Genomic DNA, 25,440 nt, shown 5'->3' on the forward strand with positions numbered 1-25,440 from the left:
AAATTTATTCGATACTGTGTTTACAAAAATTCTACTTCTCCACAGATTATACTATTTTATTCTTTGTATATCTCTGTTTTTCTCCAAATTAAGCATTGGGATACACTAGGTTAGTTATTTACAAAGCAAAAAAAGTACTTATTTGAAATATATTCAAATAAGTACTTTAAAACTTTATTCTTCTATTTTATCAGTCGTATTATCTACTACATCTATATCCTGATTTTCATTAACAGAAGCTTCTTTAATGACATCTTTTGCAGAGTCTTCTTGTACAACTTCGGAATTCGTCTCTCCATCAGAAGATTCCTCATCCGTATCAATTACATCACTGCTATTAATTTTAGCAATAGCTACAATGTTATCTCCATCTCCGTTTTTCATTAAAGTAACTCCCATAGTATTCCTACTCGTAGTCGATATTCCAGCTACGTTTAATCTTATAACAATACCATTACTGTTTATAAGTATCATTTCGTCGCCGTCTTTTACTATTCTAGCCCCAACGAGTTTCCCTGTTTTGGCAGATACCTTATAAGTTATTACTCCCTTACCACCTCTATGCTGAAGTGAGTATTCAGAAACTAAGGTTCTCTTACCAAATCCATTTTCACTTATAACTAAAAGTTCTTCTTCAGGTGTAACTATATTCATAGAAACCACGATATCTTCTTCTCTTAAGGTTAATGACTTAACCCCAGTTGCAGTTCTACCCATACCTCTTACATCTTTTTCACTAAACCTTATAGAGTAACCATTTCTAGTAACAAATAGCATTTCGCTATCTCCATTAGTTATTGCAGCTCCAATTAGTTCATCATCTTCTCTTAAGTTTATTGCATTTAAACCATTCTTCCTAATAGCTGAATATTTATCTAATGATGTTTTCTTAATTAATCCATTTTTTGTTCCCATTACAAGATAATTATCCTGCGCAAACTCTTTAAGACATATAACTGCTTGAATCTTTTCGTCACTTGCGAGTGGTATAATATTTATTAAGTTTGTTCCTTTAGCGGTTCTTCCACCTTCTGGAATCTCATAAGCTTTTAACTTAAATGATTTTCCCTTATTTGTGAAGAATAAAATATTGTTATGAGTGGTAGTTATAAAGATATGTTCTACGAAATCATCTTCTTTTGTAGTAACACCCTGTATCCCTCTACCCCCTCTTTTTTGAGCGCTATAAGTATCAGCTGGAAGTCTCTTTATATATCCTGCATGAGTTAAAGTTATTACAATATCTTGCTCTTGTATTAAATCTTCCTCATCTAAGCTATATGGATTTTTTTCTATTGATGATCTTCTAGTATCACCATATTTATTTCTAACTTCTATTAATTCATCCCTAATTATGTTTAACAATACTAATTCATCCGCTAATATTCCTTTTAAGTAATTTACCGTTTTCATTAATTCGTTGTACTCATCTTCAATTTTACCTCTTTCAAGGCCTGTGAGTCTTCCAAGTCTCATTTCAACAATAGCTGTAGCTTGTTTTTCAGATAAATCAAATGAACTCATTAAACTTTCTTTAGCCTCACTAATGGTCTTTGATGCTCTTATTAAACGAATTACTTCGTCAATATGATCTAGCGCAATTTTTAAACCTTCTAAGATATGGGCTCTTGCTAGTGCTTTATCAAGATCAAATTGAGTTCTTCTTCTTATTACATCTTTTTGATGTTCTAAATAGTAAACTAAAATTTGTTTTAGATTTAAAGTTTGAGGTTCATTATTTACAAGAGCTATCATTATAACTCCAAAAGTATCTTGCATCCTAGTATGTTTAAATAACCTATTTAATACTATATTAGGATTTGCATCTCTTTTAAGTTCTATAACAATTCGCATACCTTCTCTATCTGATTCATCTCTTAAATCTGATATTCCATCTATTTTTTTATCTTTTACTAAGTCTGCAATACCTTCTATAAGTTTTGCTTTATTAACTTGGTAAGGCAACTCTGTTACTATTATTGTATTTCTACCTTTATTTTCTTCAATGTCTGTTTTAGCCCTTACAAGTATCCTTCCTCTTCCTGTTTCATAAGCACTTTTTATTCCTGCTCGTCCGAGTATTATTCCACCTGTAGGAAAATCTGGTCCTTTTATTTTTGTCATTAAATCATTTATAGTGACTTCTGAATCTTCAATAACCATAAGTACTCCATCTATAACTTCTATTAAATTATGTGGAGGTATATTGGTTGCCATTCCTACTGCAATTCCTGTTGATCCATTAACTAAAAGATTCGGAAATCTTGAAGGAAGTACTGATGGTTCTTTTTCTTCTCCATCAAAGTTAGGAACAAAATCTACTGTATCTTTATTAATATCGCGAAGCATCTGAGTTGTAATTTTGCTCATTTTAGCTTCTGTATATCTCATTGCAGCTGCTCCATCACCATCTACAGAACCGAAATTGCCATGACCCTCAACTAAAGTACATCTTTGTGAAAAGTCTTGAGCCATTCTAACGAGTGCTCCATATACCGCAGTATCACCATGTGGATGATACTTACCTAAAACATCTCCTACAATCCTTGCACACTTTCTAAATCCCTTCTCTGGTGTTAATCCTAGTTCATGCATAGAAAATAATATTCTTCTATGAACAGGTTTAAGTCCATCACGTACATCTGGAAGAGCACGACTTACAATAACACTCATAGCGTAATCTATATAAGATTTTTTCATTTCATACCTTATATCAATAGGTTTAATTTTTCCCTGATTATTAATCATGTTACACCTCTTTAAACAAAATATTTTAATGCCAAACTATATATCTAAGTTAAGCACACCTTTAGCATTCTCCTGTATAAACTCACGACGTGGCTCTACTTTATCACCCATGAGAATAGTGAATATTTCATCTGCTGCCATTGCATCCTCAACATGTACTTGAAGCAGAGTTCTTTCCTCAGGGTTCATTGTTGTATCCCAAAGCTGTTCTGGATTCATTTCCCCAAGACCTTTGTATCTTTGTATATCAGTGTTACTATCTTTTCCACCAAATTCAACAAGTGTCGCTTCAAGCTCTTTTTCGGTATATACATAATGCTCTTTCTTACCTTTAGTAACCTTAAATAATGGAGGTTGAGCTACATATACGTGTCCTCCCTCTACTAATTCTTTCATGTATCTGTAGAAGAATGTTAATAATAAGGTCCTAATATGTGCTCCATCTACATCTGCATCTGTCATAATAATAATACGATCATATCTTATTTTCGTTACATCAAAATCTTTACCTATACCAGCACCAAAAGCAGTTATCATAGCTCTAATTTCAAGTGAAGCAAGCATTTTATCAATTCTTTGTTTTTCAACATTCATTATTTTTCCCTTTAGAGGAAGTATTGCTTGGAATTTTCTATCGCGACCTTGTTTCGCTGAACCACCAGCTGAATCACCCTCGACCAAATATATTTCACATTCCATAGGATCTTTTGAGGCACAGTCTGATAATTTTCCTGGAAGCGTAGTACTTTCTAAGATTGATTTACGTCTTGTAAATTCTCTTGCTTTTTTTGCAGCTTCCCTTGCCCTTGCTGCATTTAATCCTTTATCTATTATACTTTTACCAAGTTGAGGATCTTCTTCTAGAACATTACTGATTGCCTCGCCAACTATACTGTCAACTATACCCCTTACTTCACTATTTCCAAGTTTAGTTTTTGTTTGACCTTCAAATTGAGGATCTGTAAGCTTTATAGATATAACCGCTGTAAGACCTTCACGAACATCTTCTCCTGATAAATTCTTATCATTATCTTTCAAAAATCCAAATTTTTTAGCATAATCATTTACTACTCTTGTTAATGCAGTCTTGAATCCAACTAGGTGTGTTCCACCTTCTACGGTATCTATATTATTAGCAAAAGAAAATATGTTTTCTGTGTATGTATCGTTATACTGAAGTGCTATTTCAACAACATAATCATCTTTGCTTCCTTCCATGTATATAGTCTCATGAATTGTTCCTTTATTTCTGTTTAAATAATCTACAAAGGATTTTATTCCACCCTCATACAGAAATTCGTGATTCTTACCATCTCGCTCATCCGTTAGAGTTATTCTTAATCCTTTATTTAAAAAAGCTAATTCTCTTAATCTTTGTGATAGTGTTTCGAAATCAAAATCAATTTCTTCAAATATTTCTGGATCTGGAGTAAAAAAGACCTTTGTTCCATGTTCAGTAGTTGTTCCTATATCTACAAGTGTGCTTGTAGTTTTTCCTTTAGCGAACGTTTGTTTCCATATATGTCCATCTTTTCTAACTTCTACTTCACAAACAACAGACAATGCATTAACTACAGATGATCCAACACCATGAAGACCACCTGATACTTTATATGCTCCACCGCCAAACTTTCCACCTGCATGAAGCACCGTCATTATAACTTCTACAGTAGGAATTTTCATTTTATGATGTATTCCTACTGGCATTCCACGACCATCATCTATAACAGTTATAGAATTATCTTGGTGTATGATTACATTAATATTTTTACAAAATCCTGCTAATGCCTCATCTATACTATTATCTACAATTTCATAAACAAGGTGATGAAGACCACGGATACTAGTGCTTCCTATATACATACCGGGTCTTTTCCTTACAGCTTCTAGTCCTTCAAGTACTTGTATTTGACTCTCGTCATAAACATTATTTATTTCCATGTATATCCTCCTAAATTACTCTAAAGCTCATAATATACAGTTTCTGTTCTCTTGCATAAAGTTTGCGATGATATTGGTGATAGATATATTTTACTTTTTTTATCCACCTCAGCAATTACAAAAGATTTTGCAGTATTCTTTGTTATCCTCTCTACAAAACCATCTTCTTCAGCCATTCTTAAAAATTGGATAGTGTCTGAGCTATACATAGTAGTTTCCATATCAAATATCCCTATAATATCTTTTATGGGTACTACTACATTTTCTCCTAAATGTAAAAACATAACATATCCTCCTCCGTAATTAATTGTATTATTTGAATCTATGTAATTTCTTTTACTCCACCTGACATAACTTCAAATATCTTACTTTCAGGATTTAAATATTTTCTTATATTATTAACTCCAGTACATGTAATTAACGTTTGAACTTCTTTTATAGAATTTAATATATATTCTTGCCTTTTTGTATCTAATTCAGACAAAACATCATCAAGTAACAATACTGGGTATTCTCCAGTAAGTTCTTTTATTATTTCAAGAGCTCCAAACTTAATGGTTAAAACCGAAGTTCTTTGCTGGCCTTGAGATCCAAATATTCTAGCATCAATGCCATTTAGCTGTATAGAAAAATCATCTCTATGTGGTCCTACTGATGTAGTTCTAGTTTCTATATCTCTCCTTCTATTTTTACATAAAAGCAAATAAAAGCTCTCTTGTATATTATCTAACTCCTTAATTTGAGTTAAATATTTAATTTCAATTACCTCACTTTTAGATGTTATATTGCTATGTATTGTTTTTGATAATATATTTAATTTTTCTATATAAGCAATTCTATCTTTTATTATTACTGCACCAAATTCACTAAGTTGTCTATCATATACATCTATAATGTCAATATTTGTATTCCATTTTTTTATAGCTAAATTTCTCTCATTCAAAATTTTTTTATATTGAGATAAATTATAATAATACCTACGGCTTAGCTTGCATAGTTCAATATCTAAAAATTTACGTCTGTATGATGGTGATTCTTTAACTATATTTAAATCTTCAGGAGAAAACATAATCACGTTAAAACTACCCACGAGCTCAGATAATTTTTGAACTTTTATAGAATTTATATTAACGCCTTTTTTACCTTCTTTAAAAATTTTTATTTCTATTTTTTTATCGAGTCTTGTTTTACATACATAAAGTTTTATATACGCTTCCGTACCATTCCAGTTTATTAATTCCTTATCTCTATTAGTTCTGTGAGATTTAGCTAAACTACAATAATAAATTGCCTCTAAAATATTTGTTTTACCTTGAGCATTATCTCCTACAAATACATTAGTGCCTTTATTTAATTCTATAACTAATTCAGTATAATTTCTAAAATCCTTGAGTTGTAAATATTTTACATGCATATAATCACCTATTAAGATTATAACATATATATATAATTTTATTATTTTATATGTATAAATAAATTCTTATGTTTTTTTTTATTTTAAGCATAAATTGTGCACCGAATATTATTTTATAATTTTTCGGTGCACTTTTTTATAAGTAAAAACTTTCCTTCTGAGATTTCTTTAAATTATTTTGTAAGACTCATTGTTAAATTCAATTATATCACCTTTAACTAATTTTTTACCCCTTTGAGTTTCTACAACACCATTAAGTTTAACTTCTTCATTTTTTATATAAAATTTCGCTTCAGAGCCTTGCGATGCTATTCCAGCCCATTTTAGAAAAGCATCTAATTTAATTATACCTGTATCTACTTGTATTTCATTCATTTTAAAACCGCCTTTTTATTAAATTATTTTTTATATATACTTTTTAGTTGTTTGTTGCTCTTATTCTTACTGGTAGTACCATGTATGTGCAATTATCCTTTTCTTTATTTCTTACAACGCAAGGATTAACTCCACTAGAAAATTCCATAACAATTTCTTCCTCATCCATTATTTTAAGCAGTTCGATTAGATATTTTGAGTTAAATGCAATTTGAAGAGGCTCACCTTGCAAAATTATATTTATTTCCTCTCTTGCCTTTCCCAATTGAGAATTGGATGTAATTATCATGTTATCTTCTTCTATATTAAATTTAACTAAATTGGTATTTCCCTCTTTAGCCATTAGAGAAGCTCTTTCTATACAATTTAGTAATTCGGACCTTTTAGCTGTGATTTTTAGATTATATTCTTCTGGTATTATTGAGCTATATTTTATAAATTCACCTTCTAGTAACCTTGATATAACCTTAGTTTTCCCAAGATTAAACAAAATATGATTTGGTGTGAATGTTATATTTACTACTTCATCTGTTTCTTCTAGTATTTTTGATACTTCACTTAATGTTTTACCTGGAATTACAGCACTTATACTAGAATCATTATCCACTGGTTCACTTCTAAAGGCAACTCTATATCCATCCAATGCTACTAAATTCAGTTTTTTATTTTTTATTTCAAACAAAACGCCTGTAAGAATGGGTCTAGTTTCATCTTGAGCAACTGCAAATATAGTTCCCTTCATCATATTTCTCAATAATTTTTGAGATATAGAAAAAACCATATTTTCAATTATATCAGGCAAACTAGGATAATCTTCACTATCCATATGTATTATAGTTGCATAAGATTTTTGACAAACTATTTTAATAGAATTGTTTTCATCGGAACTTATTTCCACTGCACTATTAGGTAACTTTCTTATAATTTCACCAAAAAGTTTAGAATCTAAAACAACACTACCATCCTCCATAACGTCTGCAGTAATTTTAGCCTCAATACTCAAATCAATATCAGATCCTATAAGGGTTAATTCACCGTTTCTAGCATCTAGTAATATTCCTTGTAATACAGGCATTGTTGATTTTCCAGTAATTGCTTTTTGAACATTTGAGATTGCTTCTTGTAACATTGATTTTTCACATATAAACTTCATAAAAAAAGGACCTCCTTATCCACATGGGAAATTGATTAAAGATAGGTAAGATAATAATAATTTATAGTAGTAATAGTAGTAGGGGCTGTTGATATGTTAAGAACCTATTGCAGGCTTTACTACGCAACAAAGCTTGCTAAAACTAATTGTGGATAAGTATGCAAAAAAAAATCACAGTTATCCACAATATCAACAGTCAGGTTTTATGTATTATTTTATGCACAGGAATATATATAAATAGTATTAACAATTGTTAGTAACGTCATTATATTATTTTTGACTTATCTTTTTAGTTAATTCTGCTATATTATCTTGTAGATTCTCATCAACCTTAAGACCATTTGATATTTTCTCGCATGCATGGATTACAGTTGTATGATCACGACCTCCAAATTCTTCACCTATCTTAGGTAAGGACATATCTGTAAGCTTTCTACATAGATACATTGCAATTTGCCTTGGAAATGTTATGTTTCTAGTTCGCCTTGAAGATTTAAAATCCTCAATTTTTAGATTAAAATAACTTGAGACGATATCTTGTATCAGTTCAATAGTTACTTGTTTTGAATTTCTGCTAGAAATAATATCCTTAAGAGCTTCTGACGCCAAATCTATTCCAATCTCTTTATTAGTTAGTGAAGAGAAGGCTACTATTCGAATAAGTGCACCTTCTAATTCTCTTATATTGGACTTTATTTTGGTTGCAATATAAACCAGTACCTCATTTGGTATGTCTAAGTTTTCTACATCTGCTTTTTTCTTCAAGATAGCAATTCTAGTCTCAAAATCTGGTGGTTGTATATCTGCTATAAGTCCCCATTCAAATCGTGATCTCAATCTATCTTCTAGAGTAGGAATCTCTTTTGGAGGTCTATCACTAGATAAAATAATTTGTTTATTTGCTTCATGAAGATCGTTGAATGTGTGAAAAAACTCTTCTTGTGTACGTTCTTTACCTGCGATAAATTGAATATCATCAATCAAAAGTACGTCTACATTCCTATATTTGTTTCTAAATTCTACATTTTTGTCATCTTTAATAGAATTTATAAGTTCGTTTGTAAATTTTTCAGAAGAAACATAAACAACCTTAGACTTTGGATTATTTGCTAATATATAATGACCAATAGCATGCATTAAATGCGTTTTTCCAAGTCCAACACCACCATAAATAAATAATGGATTATATGCTTTAGCCGGTGATTCAGCTACAGCAAGAGATGCAGCATGAGCGAATCGATTACTATTACCAATGACAAAAGAATCAAAGGTGTATTTGGGGTTTAGTGTCGCGGACATTTCATCACTAACGATGAGATTATGTCTCTCAGATTCTCGTTTTGATTTAGGTGTTTCAATTTCGGCGACTTCTTCAGATAATATAAAGAATTCTATTTTATATGTTTTAGAAGTAAGTAATTTAACAGCATTCATTATTAAATCCTTATATCTATTTTCAAGAATATCTTTAGTAAAATTATTAGGAACACCTAATTTAAATGTATTATTATCTAAGGCCATAGGTTCTATACTTTTAATCCAAGTATTAAAACTAACTTCTGTAAGCTCACCTTTTATTATACTTAAGGTTTTTTCCCAGATATCTTTAATTTGGGTGCTCATTTTCTACCCTCCAGTTCAAATAAAAAAAAATTTTTATGTAAAAACAAACAATATATAAACAGAGTTATAAACAATAAATTAATATATTGAAAGCTGTTGATAAATAGCGTTAAAAATATACACATGTTAATAACTATGTTTATATGTTTAGCTAATCATAAATTGTTAACAATATATAAAAAAAGTTATTAACAGATAAAACAAAGAATAAATACGCTAATATAGTAAAAAGTATATTAGTAAAAAGAAGTTTAAGACAATATTGTAGTAGTTATTCACAGTTTTGTCCACAAGTTGTGAATAACTTTATTAAAAACCAGGTTATGCACAGTTCATTCTTATATAATATCAAAAAATAACAAGGTGTTCAAGAAGTTATCCACAAAAAAACATATAAATATAAAAAATGTTAACAATATTAATAAAAATGCTTATCTTGACAAGACGCGTATGTGACTATATAATCTAATAGTAAAACCATAAATATGCGATTGAAAGATGATTGCTATGTTGTATGGTTAAATAAGGGGGTGTAGCAGATATGTTCATGACTTACCAACCGAAAAAAAGACAAAGAAAAAAAGAGCACGGATTCAGAAAGAGAATGAAAACCGCTTCTGGCAGAAATATTCTTCAAAAAAGAAGACAAAAAGGTAGAAAAAGATTGACAGCATAAGGGCCGCTAATGTGGCCTTTTTCTGCAATTTGCGGAAAAGAGGGCGGCTAATATGAAGATTAATGTTAAGAAGTACAGAATTAGAAAGAATACTGAATTTAGAACAGTATATAGAAGAGGAAAATCTTTTTCTAACCTATTATTGGTATTATATATTTATAAAAATGGTAAAGAACTTAATAGATGTGGAATATCTGTAAGTAAAAAGGTAGGAAACAGCGTAATTCGCGGTAGAGTAAAAAGATTAATAAGTGAGAGCTATAGGCTTAATAATGAGATATTAAAGACAGGATATGATTTAGTATTTATTGCAAGGAACCCTTCTAATTCTAAAAATTATAAAGAAATAGAGAGTGCCTTGACTAAATTACTTAAGAAAGCTGGTTTAATTAATAATGAAAAAAATACTTATACTGGGTATTAAATGTTATAGAAAATATATATCACCTCTTAAGAGGCCTTGTTGTATATTTTATCCTACATGTTCTCAGTATACTTTAGAAGCTATTGAAAAGTATGGAGCAATAAAAGGCTTGATAATGGGAATAAAGAGAATACTCAGATGTCATCCTTATAATAAGGGCGGCTTTGATCCAGTTAAATAAGCGCTCAGGAGGTTTTTTAATTTGAATATAAAGTTTTTAACTGAGCCACTTACTAAGTTTTTTTACATGGTAAATGGTGCAATTCATACAGTTATACCAAATAATGATTTATCATATGGACTCGCAATAATTGTTTTCACAATTATTGTAAGAATGATATTGTTGCCTTTAAGTGTTAAACAACTTAGATCAACTGCTAAAATGGGTGCAATTCAACCAGAAATGAAAAAAGTTCAAGCAAAATATAAAAGTGACCCACAAAAGGCTCAGCAAGAAGTAATGAAACTTTATAAGGAAAATGGAGTAAACCCAATGGGTGGTTGTTTGCCAATGATTGTTCAGATGCCTATTCTATTTTCTTTATATGCTGTTTTTCAGCACTTAAATATGCATGGCGCCGGTTTTTTATGGATGCAGGATTTAACAAAATCAGATCCATTATATATATTACCAATATTATCTACTGTTACAACATATTTTTCATCAAAACTTATGCAGCCGCCGTCAACAGATGGTGCTCAATCCAAACAAACTTCAACAATGAACACTGTGATGGCTATTTTCATGGGATTCATGAGTCTTAGGTTTCCGGGTACATTGGTATTATATTGGGTTATAAATAATGTAATACAAATAATTCAAACTGTAGTTATAAATAAAATTGAATTAAATAAAAAAACCGATGAAGTATTATTAGCAGGTAATAAAAACAACAAATAAGATCAACACAAGTGCCTAATTTTACATTAAGGAAGGCGGGTGTAGTACGATATGAAGATTATTGAAATGATGGGAAAAAACGTTGAGGATGCTATCAGCAAATCACTAGATGAATTAAAAGTTACAAGAGATAAAGTAGAAGTTGAAACGTTAGACGAGGGAAGTAAAGGATTTTTAAATATCATAGGTGTAAAACCAGCTAAAATTAGGGTTACAGTTAAAAGGGATAGTTTAAAAGAAGCTGAAACCTTTTTAATGGAAGTATTACAGTCTATGAATATGAAGGCAGAAGTTAATCTAAAAGATGAAAACAATGAAATTCATATTGATTTAATTGGACCGAATATGGGGCTATTAATTGGATATAGAGGTGAAACTTTAGATGCCCTTCAATACCTTGTAAGTTTAGTTGTAAATAAAAATCATGATGAAGAGTATAAAAGAGTATTATTAGATACTGAAAATTATAGAGCAAAAAGAGAAGAAACTTTAAAAAGACTTGCATCAAAAATTGCTTATAAGGTTAGGGTAAGTGGCAGAGTATTAAAACTTGAACCTATGAACCCTTATGAGAGAAGAATAATACACTCCTCGCTTCAAAATGATACATATATTTATACATTTAGTGAAGGTGAAGAACCTTATAGAAGAGTTGTAGTTGATTTAAAGAAAGCCTAAGGGCTTTCTTTTTAAATTTGTAAAACTAAACAATATAATAAATATTTATAAAATTGGGAGGATATATTTAATGAAAGAATTTGATACTATAGCTGCAATATCAACTAGCATAGGAGAAGGTGGTATATCCATAATTAGAATATCTGGTGATAAAGCTATAAATATAGTTGATAGTATATTTGTAGGTAATAACAATAGAAAGCTTAATGATTTCAAATCTTATACTATGAGATATGGACATATAATCGATAAAAATGGAGTTAGACTTGATGAAGTTATTATTTCGTATATGAAAGGACCTAAAAGTTTCACAGCAGAGGATACTATTGAAGTAAATTGTCATGGTGGGGTAGTAGGTACCAATAGAATCTTGCAAGAGATTATTCGTTCTGGTGCAAGGATAGCAGAACCAGGAGAATTTACAAAAAGAGCATTTTTAAATGGTAGAATTGACTTAAGTCAAGCAGAAGCAGTTATGGATATAATAAGGGCAAAAACAGAACTTAGCATGAAGTCAGCACTTATGCAATCAGAAGGGTCAATTTCCAGGGAAATAAAAAATGTACGAAACAAATTACTTAGTGTAATTGCGCATATAGAGGTTACGGTTGATTACCCAGAGGAGGATATCGAAGATGTAACTGCAAATGAAGTACGCGAAGAAGTTACATTGATAATAAGCGAGATAGATATGCTACTTAGCACGGCAGATGAGGGGAAAATTTTAAGAGAAGGTCTAAGTACCGTTATAGTTGGAAAACCAAATGTAGGGAAATCATCACTGCTCAATGCTCTTGTTAAAGAAAAAAGAGCTATTGTTACAGATGTACCAGGTACAACAAGAGATGCCATAGAAGAGTATATAAGTATCGAGGGCATACCAGTTAAAATAGTAGATACTGCTGGAATTCGTGAAACTGATGATATAGTTGAAAAAATAGGCGTAGAAACATCTAAACAAAAAATAGATGAGGCAGATTTAGTTATATTAATGTTGGATTCAAGTATGGACCTTAGTCGTGAGGATATCGAAATAATTGATTATATTAAAGAAAAAAAATACATTGTACTATTAAATAAAAGTGATTTAGGTGGTAAAATAGATATAAGTGAATTACGAAATCTAAAATCTAAGTATATTACTGATATTTCAATAAAAACTGGTTTTGGATTAGATGACCTTAAAAATAACATAAAGGATTTATTTTTTAATGGTGAAATTAAGACAGAAGGTGTATTCGTTACAAATAATAGACATAAGCAATCTTTAATCCGGGCAAAGGAAAATTTAGAATCATCACTAAATGCTTTAGAGTATACTGAGGCTATAGATTTAGCTTCAATTGATATAAGAAATGCATGGATGAATTTAGGTGAGATTACAGGTGAGGCACTAGATGAGGATATAATTCATAAGATATTTTCAGAATTTTGTTTAGGAAAGTAGGGGTAAATATGAAATACGATGCAGGAAATTTTGATGTTATAGTTATTGGGGCCGGTCATGCAGGGTGTGAGGCAGGCCTTGCAGCGGCAAGAATGGGATGTAAAACTTTAATTTGTGCTATAAATTTAGATAGTGTGGCTCTGATGCCTTGTAACCCTAATATTGGGGGGACTGCTAAGGGACATTTAGTAAGGGAAATAGATGCACTTGGTGGTGAGATGGGAGTAAATATTGATAATACTTACATACAATCAAGAATGCTAAACACTTCTAAAGGACCAGCTGTTTTCTCATTAAGAGCTCAAGCAGATAAAAAGGCATACGGCATGAGAATGAAAAATGTATTAGAAAATCAGGAAAACTTGCAACTCCGACAATTAGAGGTAGTATCAATAGATGTGGAGAATGGGAAAATTAAAGGCATTCTTACGAAAAATGATGCATATTTCACGACTAAGGCTATTGTAATAGCATCTGGAACATATTTAAAATCAAAGGTCATAATTGGAGATCTTAGCTATAGTGAGGGACCTAGTGGATTACAACCTGCGAATGAGCTTTCCAATTCATTATGTGAAATGGGAATAACACTTCGTAGGTTTAAAACAGGAACTCCAGCTAGAGTAAATAGACGTTCAGTTGACTTTTCTAAGATGGAGGAGCAACTTGGCGATAATGAGGTAGTTCCATTTTCGTTTATTAGTGATGATATAAGTCGAAATCAGCTATCATGTTATTTAACTTATACAAACGAAAATACTCATAATGTAATTAGAAAAAACATAATGAGATCACCATTATATAATGGTTCAATTAAGAGTACAGGGCCTAGATATTGCCCATCTATTGAAGATAAAGTAATGAGATTTACAGATAAGACAAGACACCAAATATTTATTGAGCCTGAAGGTGAGAATACGCAGGAGATGTATGTTCAAGGTATGTCTAGTTCACTTCCAGAGGAAATACAGGTAGAAATGTTAAAAACAGTACCGGGACTTGAAAATGTAGAAATTATGAGAACAGCGTATGCCATAGAATATGATTGTATAGATTCAACAAATTTAAAGCTTTCATTAGAATTTAAGGATATTAGTGGGTTATTCTCAGCTGGTCAAATAAATGGTAGCTCAGGATATGAAGAAGCTGCATCACAAGGTATTGTTGCGGGTATTAATGCATCACTTCTTACTCAAAATAAGGAGCCATTAATATTAAAAAGATCTGATGGATATATAGGAGTTCTAATTGATGATTTAGTTACTAAGGGTACTAATGAACCGTATAGAATGATGACCTCAAGAGCTGAGTATAGATTACTTTTAAGACAAGATAATGCTGACTTAAGGTTAACTGAAATAGGACATAGTATAGGCTTAGTTGATGAACATAGATATGAAATTTTTACAAAAAAGAAGATGCAAATAGAAGAGGAAATTGAAAGAATAAAAAGTCTACAAGTTACAAATAAAAAGGAGATCGAGGAATTTTTAATTTCTTGTAATTCTACGCCACTAAAAAAACCTATTAGTTTATATGAACTTATAAAAAGGCCAGAACTTGACTATTTTATGGTTGAAAAACTAGATATGGATAGACCTATATTAAATAAATACATATGCGAGCAAGTTAATATTGTTTCAAAATATGAAGGTTATATACAGAAACAATTAGATCAAATCAAACAATTCAAAAAGTTTGAAAGTAAAAGTATATCTAGAGATATAAATTATGACAAAATAAAAGGTTTGAGGATAGAGGCTATGCAAAAATTAGGGAAAATCAAACCTGAAAGTATAGGTCAAGCTTCTAGAATATCGGGAGTATCACCTGCGGACATGTCTGTCCTAATGATATATCTTGAACAACAAAAAAGACTTAATAACATTTCAGAATAATAGTCTAAATATTATATGGGTAATAGATATATATTAGAGAAAAACGAACTTTATTTTAAGTCTAACGTTAATTCTGAAGTTGTTAATGCAGCACCGAAGGTGATGAACAGCTCCGAAGGTGATGATTAGAACCGAGGAAAGTGAAAATGAAGTATAAAATTATATGGGGGTGAAATGTGGAGTACTTTGATATATTAAATGAGGCTAGCAATAATGTAGGACTTAAATTTGATCAACATAAATATGATCAATTTATGTTATATAAAGATCTTATAAAGGAATGGAACGAGAAAATAAATTTGACGGCTATAAAAGAAGATGAAGCAATAGTTCAAAAACATTTTATTGATTCTATGAAGGTTTTTAAGTTTGATCAGCTAAAGAATGCGAAAAATGTTATAGATATAGGAACTGGTGGAGGTTTCCCAGGCATTCCTATGAAAATAGTAAAACCTGAAGTTAATATAGTGTTACTTGATTCACTCAACAAGAGAATTATTTTTTTGAATGAAGTAATTAATCGACTTGATCTAAAAAACATTAAAGCTATTCACGGTAGGGCAGAAGATTTTGCGCAAGAAAAACAATATAGAGAAAAATTTGATGTGGCAGTATCAAGAGCTGTAGCTAATTTAACTGTTTTAAGTGAATATTGTATACCATATGTAAAAGTTGGAGGATATTTCGTAGCAATGAAAGGTCCTGCAGTTGAAGAGGAAATTAAGTTGTCTAAGAATGCAATCAGGATGCTTGGTGGACAAATAGAACATATAGAAAAGGTACAAATAGAGGGCAGTGATTTAAATCATAATTTAGTAATAATAAAAAAGATTTCACAAACACATAAAAAGTATCCTAGAAAAGCAGGTATGGTGGCTAAGGTCCCTTTGTTTTAGTTATAGGTTGGTGAACAGTACGGAAAGTTATGATTACAGCACTGAAAGTGATGATTACAGCACTGAAAGTGATGATTACAGCACTGAAAGTGATGATTAATGTTATAATTTGTCGTACGAAAGAATAAAAAAAAAGAAGGAAATAACACAATAAAAGAGAATTGTTAATATAAGGTAAAAATTGAAAAAGGAAAAATTGAGGGATGGTATATTATGCAAAATAATGTAAATCACGTATCTATAGAATTAATTTCTCCAAATACGTATCAACCTAGAAAGCACTTTAATGAAGAAACTATTGAGGAACTGTCGCAGTCAATAAAATCTTATGGAATAATTCAACCACTAACAGTTAGAAAAAGCGGGGAAAACAGGTATGAATTAGTTGCTGGGGAAAGAAGACTAAGAGCAGCAAAAAAAATAGGACTTGAACAAGTTCCGGTAATTATTGTAGATATAACAGATAAAGAATCTGCAGCAATTGCACTTCTAGAAAATTTACAAAGAGAAGATTTGAATTTTTTAGAAGAGGCTATGGCTTATTATAATCTTATACAAGATCATTCATATACACAAGAACGGTTAGCACAAATGATAGGTAAGAAACAATCAACAATTGCAAATAAATTAAGATTACTTAAATTGGATAAAGAAATAACTAGTATTTTAGTGGAGCATAAGCTTACAGAGAGGCATGCTAGAGCATTGCTTCGATTACCTAATATAAATCTTCAAAAAAAAGTACTGAAAATAGTAGTTAGTAAATCACTTAATGTCAAAAATACAGAAGAACTTATTGAAAAAGAATTATTGAAATTATGTAGAAGTGAAGTGGCGGCTGATGGAAAGAAAAAGATAAAAGGAATTTTCGCGCCTAGAGTTTACATAAATACTATTAAACAAGTTTTTGATAAATACGGCATAAATGCGGAATATAAGTCTAAGGAATTAGAGGATAGTATAGAAGTAACAATTAGAATACCTAAAAAATGATTTTAAAAAGCAGAATGTTTCACGTGAAACATTCTGCTTTTTTATATTTTTTTGAAAAATTCAAAAAAGTACTATTAAAATATTTAACATAAATATATAATGAACTATATAGTACATTATATAAGTCTATGTATTTAACAATATAAGCTTATACACGTATAAATAATATTATGAAGGGTAGGTGTAGTCATGAAAACAATATGTATTTTCAACCAAAAGGGAGGGGTAGGTAAAACTACTACAAATATAAATTTATGTTCTTACTTAGCAATGCAAGGGAAAAAGATTTTAACAATAGATATTGATCCTCAGGGGAATACTACAAGTGGACTCGGAATTGATAAGAAAAAAATAAGTTTATCAACTTATGACTTGTTAACTTCAGATATTTCTATTAATGATACTATAATAGAATGTGAACTAGTAAATAATCTATACATAGTACCTTCAACAATGGAACTTGCGGGTGCAGAAGTAGAACTTATAAATATAAATAATCGTGAAAATATATTAAAAGAAAAGCTTAAAGAAATTCAAGGTAAGTTTGATTATATTTTTATAGATTGTCCTCCATCACTCGGAATTTTAACGATAAATGCTCTTACAGCGGCGACTAGTGTTCTTACACCTATCCAATGCGAATTTTACGCTTTAGAAGGTGTTGGACAATTAGTAAATACCATTCAATTAGTTAAAAAATCTTTAAATAAAAAATTGGAAATTGAGGGTATAATTTTAAGTATGTATGATAATAGAACAAAATTATGTAATGAGGTAGTGGCAGAGGTGAAAAAATATTTTAATGACAAAGTTTATAAAACAACAATACCGAGAAATATAAGATTGGCTGAATCCCCGAGTTTTGGATTACCAATCATGCTTTATGATGATAAGTGCAAAGGAGCGCGCGCTTACGAAGACTTAGCAAGTGAGTTTTTAGATAGACAAGGGAGATGATAATATTGAGCAAGAAATTTGGCCTAGGCAAAGGACTAGGGGCTTTAATACCAGAAGAAGAAATTATTGAAGATAGTTCTACTGTTTTTAAAATACCAATGAATTTAATTAAGGCTAATAAGGATCAACCGAGAAAAAATTTTGATTCAGAAAAAATATTTGAATTGGCTCAATCAATAAAAGAACATGGTGTGATTCAACCTATTATTTTAAATAAAGAAGACAATATATATATAGTTGTAGCAGGTGAGCGAAGATTTAGAGCAGCTAAAAGTATTGGTCTCTTGGAAATACCAGCAATTATTATGAATATAACTGATAAAGAAGTGTTAGAGATATCATTAATAGAGAATATTCAAAGAGAGGATTTAAATCCTATAGAAGAAGCTATTGCGTATAAGAAATTATTGTCAGATTTTAATCTTACTCAAGAAGAAATTAGCAAGAAGGTATCTAAGTCAAGAGTAGCTATATCAAATACTATGAGGTTATTAAACTTAGATGAAAGGGTTCAAGATTATATAATGGATGGAGTAATCTCAGAGGGTCATGGGAGGGCAATACTTGGAATAAATGACAAAGAACTTCAATATCAAGTTTCCCAAATGGTTATAGAGGATAGTCTTAATGTACGTGAAACCGAAAAATTAGTGAAAAACTTTGAAAATAAAAAGATTGAAAAAGTGGTTAGTAACGATAATGATATATATTATAAAGATATAACGAGTAAATTAGAGGGTCGTTTTGGTACAAAGGTTATTATTAATGCTAAAAATAAAAACAAGGGCAAAATAGAAATTGAGTATTATTCAGAGGAAGATTTTGAAAGAATATTAGAAGTTTTTAATATATAATGTTTCACGTGAAACATATTTGAGAGGAAGTAGCTTATAATGGAGAACATAATTAATTTTATAAAAAATTCTGAATTATATATAGTAATAGGACTTATTGTTCTTGTACTTATACTAATTATATTAGTTGCAATAACATATATAGCTTTAAATAAATTAGAAAGTAAATACAGGAAGTTAATGAGAGGTGTAGACAATAAAAATTTAGAAGATATGGTTATATCGTATTTAGATAAAGTAGATGAAGTTAAAGACCAAAATAGAAATGTAAGACAAATGTATGAAAGAATAGATGGAGATTTAAAAACTTGTATACAAAAAACTTCAATTATAAGATATAAGGCATTTGATGATATGGGTAGTGATTTAAGTTTTTCTATAGCATTGCTTGATGGAAATAGTAATGGGTTTATATTAACAAGCATTTATGGACGAGATGAGAGTACTACTTATGCTAAGCCAGTAGACAAGGGAATATCTAGGTATGAATTATCAGATGAAGAAAGCGAAGCATTAGAGCAAGCTGTAAAAGCAAGAAAATAGCAAAAGTATTTAAAAGTATATTAGAATATTAGTAATAAAAATTCTTTTTTGTGGCACACTAAAAACAAAAGAGGTTTTTTATGGTAATATGTGTTTCACATGATCTTGAATATTTACAAGATGAATTAACTCAAAGGGGTTACACGGTGATAAACAACACAGATAATAATACCTGCTGTGATGCAATAATATGTAACCTTAAAGAAGGCGGTCTTAAAAACTTAATGATGCAAAGTAGTACAAAGAGAGAGGGAACTTTAATTGTCGATAGTGGAAGTAAATCCATAGATGAAATCGAGTATATATTAACGACTAGAGTATATAGTTCAATATTTTAAAATAAAGACATCTGCTTTTTAAGTGGATGTCTTTAATTTAATAAAAAATTATCCTTCAACATTATTTATATTAGAATCATCATAGATTGAATTTAATTTTATACCACCAATAGTTTTTAGCACTGAATGATAAAGACCTTTAGAAATGGCGTCAGCAAGTATCATTACTGTGTATAGCCTTGTGTTTTGAAGAACCATAAATTCAAAGGCGCCGGATATATTTACAATTCCAGTTATGCTTAGATCGCCAACTTTAGGTAGGTCTTTGTTCATAGCGGCACCGGGGCTTAAGGGTTTTTCTTCAACTACTATTTTACCTACATTTTGTAAACTTCCAAGGCAAGCATCAATCGCAATAATATAAGGATTGGTATATGTATAGTTAATTTCATCAATTGTTTCGCATAAATTTTTTGCATGAACTGGGCATTCAAGATTACCATAAATATGAATTTTGTTCCTAATTAGAAAATTTAGTTTATTTCCAACGAGTGGTCCTAAACTATCTCCTGTAGATCTGTCTGTGCCAATACATAAAACAACAATGGGACGCGATGACTTAACTATAGGGAAAATATATTGACTTATAATATCTCTTAATTTAAAGGTACAATCTCTTGACATAGAATCTAAAACAACTTTATCCATAATAATAAAACCTCCTATTTGGATTTTAACCACATAGGAGCTTTTATATTCTATAATACATCAACCTTTTTCAATATATTGTAAGAGACTAATAAAAACATACAAAATAATATTCCGACAATACCATTTGCTTTAAGCCCTATAAAGATAGCAACAAGCACTGCGACTGGGTGAAGACCTAGTGATTGAGACACAATCTTAGGTTCAATAACCTGTCTTATTATAGTTATAATTATATAAGATATTAGAAGGCCTAAAGCTGCAATAACATTTTTAGAGATAAAAAATATTATTATTATGGGAAGATATACAGCTCCTATACCAAAAATGGGGAGTAGATCAAATATGCCACATAATATACTTAAGGTTACAGCGTATTTTACCTTGAAAACTAAGAAAACAACTAATGTTTCTAAAAATGTTATAGTTATTATAAGTAAGTAAGAAAGTAAATAGTTTTTAAGCATTTTTTTTGATTCATCGAATATATAATGGATTCTATCTTCACTTTTAGGGGGAATTATATTAAAGCTTTTTCTATTTAAAGACGACAAATCCCTTGTGAAAAAATATGTAGTAAGTAGCGTAAATAATAAAACCATTAAAACATAAGGGATAGTGGATACAAAACCTAAAGTTTGCGAAAATATTTTTGTGGAAGCGTTCATGCCAATATTTATGGTTTTAGTTATATAATTAGTAATATTGGATTCAATATTACTAATTATACTTGGATCTAAATTCTTATAATAATTTTGTAAATTATTAAAAAAATTCAATAGGATTTCTTTGTTTAAGGTGATATATGATTGAATGTTCTTTCCAAGTTGTATTGATTCTGAGGTTAAAGTGGTGATAATTAAAGAAAACAATATAATAATAAAAGTGAAGAATATGCTTGTTGTAAGTAATGAAGCTGTAGCATTTTTTATCCTGAAATTTATCATTAAATATCTTGTTGGTTTTTTAAGGAATGAGGCTAAAATAAAGGCGAATACAAAGGGAAGCGTATAAACTATAGTTCCAAAAAAGATTATAAAAACAAATGTATATAAGACGAAGAAGATAGTTAATTTATCTATTTTTTTTAGAATATTTTCCATGTAAATAAAATCACACCTTTCTAATAATAGAATTAAGAGATCTAAGCGTATAGTCAATGTCTTTGCTATTATTAAAAGGACCAATGCCAAATCTTAAAGTACCGGAGGGGTAAGTTCCAATACTTTTATGAGCAAGTGGTGCACAGTGCAGGCCAGTTCTTGTTGTAATTCCATATTCATTATCTAGCATAAAGCCAAGCTGGGAATTGTCGATTTTAGTTGAATTGATAGAGATTGTAGAGGCTCTTGTAGAAGCACAGGGATCACCATAAACATTAATGGAAGTAGTATTTAAAAGCCCATCTATAAGTTTTTTACATAAAAATTCTTCATTTTCGCGAATAGAGTCTATTCCTCTGTCATTAATATAATTAATACCTTCTAAAAGTCCTGCTATACCTGGGGCATTTAATGTACCGCTTTCAAATTTATCAGGTAAAAAATTTGGTTGAATAATGCTTGACGACAGACTACCTGTTCCCCCTTCTATATACGATGAGCATATTTCATTTAATTTATTATCAATTAAAAAGCCACCTGTGCCTTGAGGCCCAAGTAAACTTTTATGTCCTGTAAAAGCTAGGGCATTACAATTTAATTTATAAAAATCAATGGGTATTACACCGGCAGTTTGAGCGACGTCTATAATAAAATATATATCTTTGTCTTTGCATATTTTGCCTATAGCCTCGAGTGGCTGAATGCTTCCAATAATATTTGATGCTTGAGATAAAACAACTAATTTTGTATTAGGTTTAAGTGTATTTACAAAGTCATCAACATTGATTAAACCATTTTTTAAACAAGGAATTATATCTAGTTCTATTATGCCTTGCTTGCAAAGAGAACTTAAGGGCCTTAGAGTAGCATTGTGATCCATTGATGAGGTTATTATGTGCCAGCCTTTTTGTACACAAGATTTTATAAGAGTGTTTAATGAAGTAGTAACATTTGGAGTGAAGATTACATTTTCAACTTTATCAAAATGAAAGAAATCCATTAATGCGTATCTGCAATTTAAAATAACTCTGTTTCCAGCGAGAGAAGTGCTAGATGCTCCTCTACCTGGATTTGATCCAATATTCATCATATAATTCATCATTGATGTATATACTTTTGGTGGCTTAGGGAATGTAGTTGCGGCATTATCTAAATATATTTTCATAAGTTCCTCCAATTTTAAACAGTAGATTAATATTCTGATTATAACTATAGGAAATAAAATATTGCAAATAATAAGGTTTAGATGCTGTTTTCCTATAATTAAAACTATAAATAGATTATAATAAAATTATCTATAAAAAATATATTGTTGGTAAAGTTTATTATATGTGATAGATGTATAATTTTATATAAGATAAAAACCATGGTCATTTCAATAAAAATATATATTTTTTAATTTCCATATAATACAATATTATAATCGAAAGTTAGGTAAATGTACATGAACCGAACAGCTTTAGAAAACATAAAAACTATAAGGTAAAGAAATAGGGTGAAAAATAATGAGTAAGCATTATATAGTAACGTTTCAAAATACACATGAAGCTATGAAAGCTGAAAGGGAAACTGTAAAAAAACAAATTAAAGTAGTAGTTATTCCGACGCCAACATATATAACTAAAAGTTGTGGAATTAGTTTAAAGGTATATGAAGAAGACATTCAAGGCATCATTAACCTCATAAAAGCAGAAAACATTAAAGTGAAGGAAATTTTTATGAATAATGGGGAAAGTATAGAAAATATTACCATATAGTTTAAATTATTATAATATAGTTTGAAAAAAATTATGAACAGCTTTAAAAAAGATGGATTAACAATTAAGGGAAGGTGGGATGTTTGATGAAAGTATTTAATTTAGGAGATATTGTTGAAATGAAAAAAGTTCACCCTTGTGGTAGTAAAGACTGGGAAATAATTAGATTGGGTGCAGATATTAAAATAAAATGTTTAGGGTGTGCGAGAATAGTTATGCTTCCAAGAGTTAAGTTTGACTCAGGAGTAAAGAAAGTAATAAAAGAAAATAAATTAAATAAAGAAAAAGGAATTACTAAGGAATAATTACTTGATTTTTTTTGAATTAAATGATATAATCTATTATTGTAATCCCTGCCGTGCAATGCATGGCCGTTAGTCCGAGGGGAGGAGGTGAAATTAATGAGAAAATATGAAACTATATTCATATTACATCCTTCATTAGACGAAGAAGCTGTTAAAGCTAACGTTGAAAAGTTTAAAGGTGTAATAGAAAATAATGGTGGAGAAATTGAAAATGTTGATGCGTGGGGCAAAAGAAAACTAGCTTATGAAATACAAAAAGTTGGTGAAGGTCACTATACATTAATCAATTTCAATGCAAATCCAGAATTACCTAAAGAATTAGATAGAGTATTCAGAATTACTGACAGTGTTATAAGACATATCATAATAAATCCAGAAAAATAGGTGGTGCTTTTATGAATAAAGTTGTTTTAGTTGGTAGATTAACAAAAGATCCTGAGCTTAAATTTGCTCAAGGAACAGGAACAGCTGTAGCCACTTTCACTGTAGCCGTTAATAGAAGATTTAAAAGAGAAGGTCAACCAGATGCAGACTTTATACCAATAGTGGTATTTGGAAAGCAAGCCGAAGCTACTGCTAATTACATGAGTAAAGGCAAGCTTTTAAGCGTCTCTGGAAACATTCAAACTAGAAATTATGAGGCTAAAGATGGAACTAGGAGATATGTTACTGAAGTAATTGCTGATGAAGTTGACTTCCTTGAATGGGGAGGAAATAAATCGTCAGACACGAATACTAATCAAGGTGGAAATAGTAGCGAAGCAAATACTAAATCTAATGATTTTGGAAGTGCTAGCGATATAACACCAATTGATGATGGAGATATACCATTCTAATATTAGGTAAGGAGGGAAAAAAATAATGGCTATGAATGATCATAAAAGAAGCGGCGGCGGTGCCGGTGGTAACAGAAAGAGAATGAAAAGAAAAGTTTGTGCTTTCTGTATGGATAAGGCAACTGCAATCGACTATAAAGACATAAATAAATTAAGAAAATATGTTACAGAAAGAGGAAAGATTCTTCCTAGAAGAATTTCTGGAAACTGTGCAAAACATCAAAGAATGCTTACTGTATCTATAAAAAGAGCAAGAAATATAGCATTACTACCATTTACTACTGAATAGAAAACTTTTACTAGTAAATAGAAAGGTTTTACTATACATAATAAATGACTAAAAGCAGCGCCTTAAGGTGGCTGCTTTTATTTTTTTAAAGCTAAATTAAATATTTTTATTAATAATGAAAATATAAATGTAAAATTATATATCATCAAGTGTAATTTGTAGTATACTTATAATTGCAACCCATAAAATGTAAACATGCAAATATTGGATGTTGGTTGATTATTGTTTATATCGAAACAAACTTTAGTTGCATAAATATAGAAAACTAACTAAAATAGAGTTATAAGCATAAGCCTACAAGGGGAGATGATATACTATGAAAAGGGATGATTTTAATATAATGTCTAATGTTAAGTTAATTGAAAGTTTGAAGGCTGAGCTATTATGTATAATAGGTGATTTCTTCAAGTTGCTAAGTAAAGGAAGTAATGTTGCTCAGGATGCAATACTCGATTGTATTTCAGGGGCAATAATACTCTTATATATATTAGGTGAAAGGTTAGGATATTCCAATATTGAAGTGGATGAGAGCATGAAAAAGAAGCTAAAGGTGGGAATAGTTGAGGGAGATAATATAGAAAAGGAAGGAAAGGACTTAAGTAAGCTCTATACGCACCTAAAGGGTCGATAAGTAATGGAGGAT

The 25,440-nt window shown here is 30.2% G+C and carries 29 protein-coding genes; 19 read left to right on the forward strand and 10 right to left on the reverse strand.

Annotated features, from left to right (window positions below; genetic code table 11):
• Window positions 1–174 precede the first annotated feature (174 nt).
• The 7 genes from gyrA to dnaA all read right to left on the reverse strand — a co-directional run bounded on the left by gyrA (window position 175) and on the right by dnaA (window position 9,254).
• The gene (gene gyrA / locus LL038_RS19465; protein WP_216126434.1) at window positions 175–2,748 is read right to left on the reverse strand and encodes a DNA gyrase subunit A; all 2,574 of its coding nucleotides are present in this window, start codon (window positions 2,746–2,748) and stop codon (window positions 175–177) included.
• A 36-nt stretch (window positions 2,749–2,784) separates the two neighbouring features.
• The gene (gene gyrB / locus LL038_RS19470; RefSeq protein WP_216126431.1) at window positions 2,785–4,689 is read right to left on the reverse strand and encodes a DNA topoisomerase (ATP-hydrolyzing) subunit B; all 1,905 of its coding nucleotides are present in this window, start codon (window positions 4,687–4,689) and stop codon (window positions 2,785–2,787) included.
• A 20-nt stretch (window positions 4,690–4,709) separates the two neighbouring features.
• Window positions 4,710–4,973, reverse strand: coding sequence for an extracellular matrix regulator RemB (remB, locus tag LL038_RS19475; protein WP_071610916.1), 264 nt, complete (start codon window positions 4,971–4,973; stop codon window positions 4,710–4,712).
• Window positions 4,974–5,011: 38 nt separating this feature from the next.
• Window positions 5,012–6,103 carry a DNA replication/repair protein RecF gene (recF, locus tag LL038_RS19480; protein WP_071610915.1) on the reverse strand — a complete coding sequence of 364 codons (1,092 nt, stop codon included), beginning with the start codon at window positions 6,101–6,103 and terminating at the stop codon, window positions 5,012–5,014.
• A 168-nt stretch (window positions 6,104–6,271) separates the two neighbouring features.
• On the reverse strand, window positions 6,272–6,478 hold the full coding sequence (locus tag LL038_RS19485; RefSeq protein ID WP_071610914.1) for an RNA-binding S4 domain-containing protein: 207 nt from the start codon (window positions 6,476–6,478) through the stop codon (window positions 6,272–6,274).
• Between the two features lie 43 nt (window positions 6,479–6,521).
• Complete coding sequence (gene dnaN, locus LL038_RS19490) at window positions 6,522–7,631, reverse strand: DNA polymerase III subunit beta (RefSeq protein ID WP_216126429.1); 1,110 nt, start codon at window positions 7,629–7,631, stop codon at window positions 6,522–6,524.
• A gap of 270 nt (window positions 7,632–7,901) precedes the next feature.
• Complete coding sequence (gene dnaA, locus LL038_RS19495) at window positions 7,902–9,254, reverse strand: chromosomal replication initiator protein DnaA (protein WP_216126428.1); 1,353 nt, start codon at window positions 9,252–9,254, stop codon at window positions 7,902–7,904.
• Window positions 9,255–9,795: 541 nt separating this feature from the next.
• Here dnaA and rpmH point away from each other — a divergent pair.
• The 13 genes from rpmH to LL038_RS19560 all read left to right on the forward strand — a co-directional run bounded on the left by rpmH (window position 9,796) and on the right by LL038_RS19560 (window position 19,859).
• A complete protein-coding gene (rpmH, locus tag LL038_RS19500; RefSeq protein ID WP_071614800.1) occupies window positions 9,796–9,930 on the forward strand; it encodes a 50S ribosomal protein L34 in 135 nt (44 codons plus the stop codon).
• A gap of 52 nt (window positions 9,931–9,982) precedes the next feature.
• On the forward strand, window positions 9,983–10,354 hold the full coding sequence (gene rnpA, locus LL038_RS19505; protein WP_216108519.1) for a ribonuclease P protein component: 372 nt from the start codon (window positions 9,983–9,985) through the stop codon (window positions 10,352–10,354).
• Window positions 10,326–10,535 carry a membrane protein insertion efficiency factor YidD gene (gene yidD / locus LL038_RS19510; RefSeq protein WP_071614798.1) on the forward strand — a complete coding sequence of 70 codons (210 nt, stop codon included), beginning with the start codon at window positions 10,326–10,328 and terminating at the stop codon, window positions 10,533–10,535. Before rnpA ends, yidD begins: the two co-directional genes overlap by 29 nt.
• A 21-nt stretch (window positions 10,536–10,556) precedes the next feature.
• On the forward strand, window positions 10,557–11,255 hold the full coding sequence (yidC, locus tag LL038_RS19515) for a membrane protein insertase YidC (protein WP_309245123.1): 699 nt from the start codon (window positions 10,557–10,559) through the stop codon (window positions 11,253–11,255).
• Window positions 11,256–11,306: 51 nt separating this feature from the next.
• Window positions 11,307–11,933: an RNA-binding cell elongation regulator Jag/EloR gene (gene jag, locus LL038_RS19520; protein WP_071614797.1), complete on the forward strand. Its 627-nt coding sequence runs from the start codon at window positions 11,307–11,309 to the stop codon at window positions 11,931–11,933.
• Between the two features lie 70 nt (window positions 11,934–12,003).
• A complete protein-coding gene (gene mnmE / locus LL038_RS19525) occupies window positions 12,004–13,380 on the forward strand; it encodes a tRNA uridine-5-carboxymethylaminomethyl(34) synthesis GTPase MnmE (protein WP_216126426.1) in 1,377 nt (458 codons plus the stop codon).
• Between the two features lie 8 nt (window positions 13,381–13,388).
• Window positions 13,389–15,278, forward strand: coding sequence for a tRNA uridine-5-carboxymethylaminomethyl(34) synthesis enzyme MnmG (gene mnmG, locus LL038_RS19530; protein WP_216126424.1), 1,890 nt, complete (start codon window positions 13,389–13,391; stop codon window positions 15,276–15,278).
• A gap of 176 nt (window positions 15,279–15,454) precedes the next feature.
• Window positions 15,455–16,174 (forward strand): 16S rRNA (guanine(527)-N(7))-methyltransferase RsmG, encoded by a 720-nt coding sequence (gene rsmG, locus LL038_RS19535; RefSeq protein WP_216126422.1) that lies wholly within the window; start codon window positions 15,455–15,457, stop codon window positions 16,172–16,174.
• Window positions 16,175–16,387: 213 nt separating this feature from the next.
• A complete protein-coding gene (gene noc / locus LL038_RS19540; RefSeq protein WP_216126420.1) occupies window positions 16,388–17,167 on the forward strand; it encodes a nucleoid occlusion protein in 780 nt (259 codons plus the stop codon).
• 189 nt (window positions 17,168–17,356) lie between these two features.
• Window positions 17,357–18,124: a ParA family protein gene (locus LL038_RS19545; RefSeq protein WP_216126418.1), complete on the forward strand. Its 768-nt coding sequence runs from the start codon at window positions 17,357–17,359 to the stop codon at window positions 18,122–18,124.
• Between the two features lie 5 nt (window positions 18,125–18,129).
• A complete protein-coding gene (locus LL038_RS19550; protein ID WP_216126415.1) occupies window positions 18,130–18,978 on the forward strand; it encodes a ParB/RepB/Spo0J family partition protein in 849 nt (282 codons plus the stop codon).
• A gap of 39 nt (window positions 18,979–19,017) precedes the next feature.
• Window positions 19,018–19,521, forward strand: a complete 504-nt coding sequence (locus tag LL038_RS19555) for a DUF4446 family protein (RefSeq protein ID WP_216126413.1) — start codon at window positions 19,018–19,020, stop codon at window positions 19,519–19,521.
• A gap of 80 nt (window positions 19,522–19,601) precedes the next feature.
• The gene (locus LL038_RS19560; RefSeq protein ID WP_216108510.1) at window positions 19,602–19,859 is read left to right on the forward strand and encodes a YkuS family protein; all 258 of its coding nucleotides are present in this window, start codon (window positions 19,602–19,604) and stop codon (window positions 19,857–19,859) included.
• 48 nt (window positions 19,860–19,907) lie between these two features.
• Here LL038_RS19560 and yyaC read toward each other — a convergent pair whose 3' ends face one another.
• Genes yyaC through LL038_RS19575 form a run of 3 tightly spaced genes read right to left on the reverse strand, consistent with a single transcriptional unit; the run spans window position 19,908 to window position 22,775 of the window.
• Complete coding sequence (gene yyaC, locus LL038_RS19565; protein ID WP_216126437.1) at window positions 19,908–20,510, reverse strand: spore protease YyaC; 603 nt, start codon at window positions 20,508–20,510, stop codon at window positions 19,908–19,910.
• Window positions 20,511–20,557: 47 nt separating this feature from the next.
• On the reverse strand, window positions 20,558–21,610 hold the full coding sequence (ytvI, locus tag LL038_RS19570) for a sporulation integral membrane protein YtvI (protein WP_216126411.1): 1,053 nt from the start codon (window positions 21,608–21,610) through the stop codon (window positions 20,558–20,560).
• A gap of 10 nt (window positions 21,611–21,620) precedes the next feature.
• Window positions 21,621–22,775 carry an aminotransferase class V-fold PLP-dependent enzyme gene (locus LL038_RS19575; RefSeq protein ID WP_216126409.1) on the reverse strand — a complete coding sequence of 385 codons (1,155 nt, stop codon included), beginning with the start codon at window positions 22,773–22,775 and terminating at the stop codon, window positions 21,621–21,623.
• A 340-nt stretch (window positions 22,776–23,115) separates the two neighbouring features.
• On the opposite strand from LL038_RS19575, the gene LL038_RS19580 reads away from it, so the two are divergent.
• From LL038_RS19580 to LL038_RS19605, 6 genes are all read left to right on the forward strand, one after another.
• The gene (locus LL038_RS19580; protein WP_216126407.1) at window positions 23,116–23,367 is read left to right on the forward strand and encodes a DUF3343 domain-containing protein; all 252 of its coding nucleotides are present in this window, start codon (window positions 23,116–23,118) and stop codon (window positions 23,365–23,367) included.
• Between the two features lie 86 nt (window positions 23,368–23,453).
• Complete coding sequence (locus tag LL038_RS19585; protein WP_375293039.1) at window positions 23,454–23,672, forward strand: DUF951 domain-containing protein; 219 nt, start codon at window positions 23,454–23,456, stop codon at window positions 23,670–23,672.
• 96 nt (window positions 23,673–23,768) lie between these two features.
• Window positions 23,769–24,056: a 30S ribosomal protein S6 gene (rpsF, locus tag LL038_RS19590; RefSeq protein ID WP_216126405.1), complete on the forward strand. Its 288-nt coding sequence runs from the start codon at window positions 23,769–23,771 to the stop codon at window positions 24,054–24,056.
• A gap of 11 nt (window positions 24,057–24,067) precedes the next feature.
• The gene (locus LL038_RS19595) at window positions 24,068–24,508 is read left to right on the forward strand and encodes a single-stranded DNA-binding protein (protein WP_071614783.1); all 441 of its coding nucleotides are present in this window, start codon (window positions 24,068–24,070) and stop codon (window positions 24,506–24,508) included.
• Window positions 24,509–24,533: 25 nt separating this feature from the next.
• A complete protein-coding gene (gene rpsR, locus LL038_RS19600) occupies window positions 24,534–24,797 on the forward strand; it encodes a 30S ribosomal protein S18 (protein WP_071614782.1) in 264 nt (87 codons plus the stop codon).
• A gap of 316 nt (window positions 24,798–25,113) precedes the next feature.
• Window positions 25,114–25,428: a MazG-like family protein gene (locus LL038_RS19605; RefSeq protein ID WP_171298991.1), complete on the forward strand. Its 315-nt coding sequence runs from the start codon at window positions 25,114–25,116 to the stop codon at window positions 25,426–25,428.
• The last annotated feature ends 12 nt before the right edge of the window (window positions 25,429–25,440 follow it).

The organism is Clostridium estertheticum (assembly GCF_026650985.1).
In the GTDB taxonomy this organism is placed as follows: Bacteria; Bacillota; Clostridia; order Clostridiales; family Clostridiaceae; genus Clostridium_AD; species Clostridium_AD estertheticum_C.

Excerpts from the sequence above, each read along its gene's own strand:
- gyrB (WP_216126431.1), bottom strand. The coding sequence starts at position 4,689 with ATGGAAATAAATAATGTTTATGACGAGAGTCAAATACAAGTACTTGAA.
- mnmE (WP_216126426.1), top strand. The coding sequence starts at position 12,004 with ATGAAAGAATTTGATACTATAGCTGCAATATCAACTAGCATAGGAGAA.
- LL038_RS19545 (WP_216126418.1), top strand. The coding sequence starts at position 17,357 with ATGAAAACAATATGTATTTTCAACCAAAAGGGAGGGGTAGGTAAAACT.
- LL038_RS19575 (WP_216126409.1), bottom strand. The coding sequence starts at position 22,775 with ATGAAAATATATTTAGATAATGCCGCAACTACATTCCCTAAGCCACCA.
- LL038_RS19555 (WP_216126413.1), top strand. The coding sequence starts at position 19,018 with ATGGAGAACATAATTAATTTTATAAAAAATTCTGAATTATATATAGTA.
- LL038_RS19605 (WP_171298991.1), top strand. The coding sequence starts at position 25,114 with ATGAAAAGGGATGATTTTAATATAATGTCTAATGTTAAGTTAATTGAA.
- dnaA (WP_216126428.1), bottom strand. The coding sequence starts at position 9,254 with ATGAGCACCCAAATTAAAGATATCTGGGAAAAAACCTTAAGTATAATA.
- ytvI (WP_216126411.1), bottom strand. The coding sequence starts at position 21,610 with ATGGAAAATATTCTAAAAAAAATAGATAAATTAACTATCTTCTTCGTC.
- noc (WP_216126420.1), top strand. The coding sequence starts at position 16,388 with ATGCAAAATAATGTAAATCACGTATCTATAGAATTAATTTCTCCAAAT.
- LL038_RS19595 (WP_071614783.1), top strand. The coding sequence starts at position 24,068 with ATGAATAAAGTTGTTTTAGTTGGTAGATTAACAAAAGATCCTGAGCTT.
- jag (WP_071614797.1), top strand. The coding sequence starts at position 11,307 with ATGAAGATTATTGAAATGATGGGAAAAAACGTTGAGGATGCTATCAGC.
- LL038_RS19485 (WP_071610914.1), bottom strand. The coding sequence starts at position 6,478 with ATGAATGAAATACAAGTAGATACAGGTATAATTAAATTAGATGCTTTT.
- rpsF (WP_216126405.1), top strand. The coding sequence starts at position 23,769 with ATGAGAAAATATGAAACTATATTCATATTACATCCTTCATTAGACGAA.
- rnpA (WP_216108519.1), top strand. The coding sequence starts at position 9,983 with ATGAAGATTAATGTTAAGAAGTACAGAATTAGAAAGAATACTGAATTT.
- yidD (WP_071614798.1), top strand. The coding sequence starts at position 10,326 with ATGAAAAAAATACTTATACTGGGTATTAAATGTTATAGAAAATATATA.
- remB (WP_071610916.1), bottom strand. The coding sequence starts at position 4,973 with ATGTTTTTACATTTAGGAGAAAATGTAGTAGTACCCATAAAAGATATT.
- rpmH (WP_071614800.1), top strand. The coding sequence starts at position 9,796 with ATGTTCATGACTTACCAACCGAAAAAAAGACAAAGAAAAAAAGAGCAC.
- LL038_RS19585 (WP_375293039.1), top strand. The coding sequence starts at position 23,454 with ATGAAAGTATTTAATTTAGGAGATATTGTTGAAATGAAAAAAGTTCAC.
- recF (WP_071610915.1), bottom strand. The coding sequence starts at position 6,103 with ATGCATGTAAAATATTTACAACTCAAGGATTTTAGAAATTATACTGAA.
- dnaN (WP_216126429.1), bottom strand. The coding sequence starts at position 7,631 with ATGAAGTTTATATGTGAAAAATCAATGTTACAAGAAGCAATCTCAAAT.
- LL038_RS19560 (WP_216108510.1), top strand. The coding sequence starts at position 19,602 with ATGGTAATATGTGTTTCACATGATCTTGAATATTTACAAGATGAATTA.
- gyrA (WP_216126434.1), bottom strand. The coding sequence starts at position 2,748 with ATGATTAATAATCAGGGAAAAATTAAACCTATTGATATAAGGTATGAA.
- LL038_RS19580 (WP_216126407.1), top strand. The coding sequence starts at position 23,116 with ATGAGTAAGCATTATATAGTAACGTTTCAAAATACACATGAAGCTATG.
- rpsR (WP_071614782.1), top strand. The coding sequence starts at position 24,534 with ATGGCTATGAATGATCATAAAAGAAGCGGCGGCGGTGCCGGTGGTAAC.
- mnmG (WP_216126424.1), top strand. The coding sequence starts at position 13,389 with ATGAAATACGATGCAGGAAATTTTGATGTTATAGTTATTGGGGCCGGT.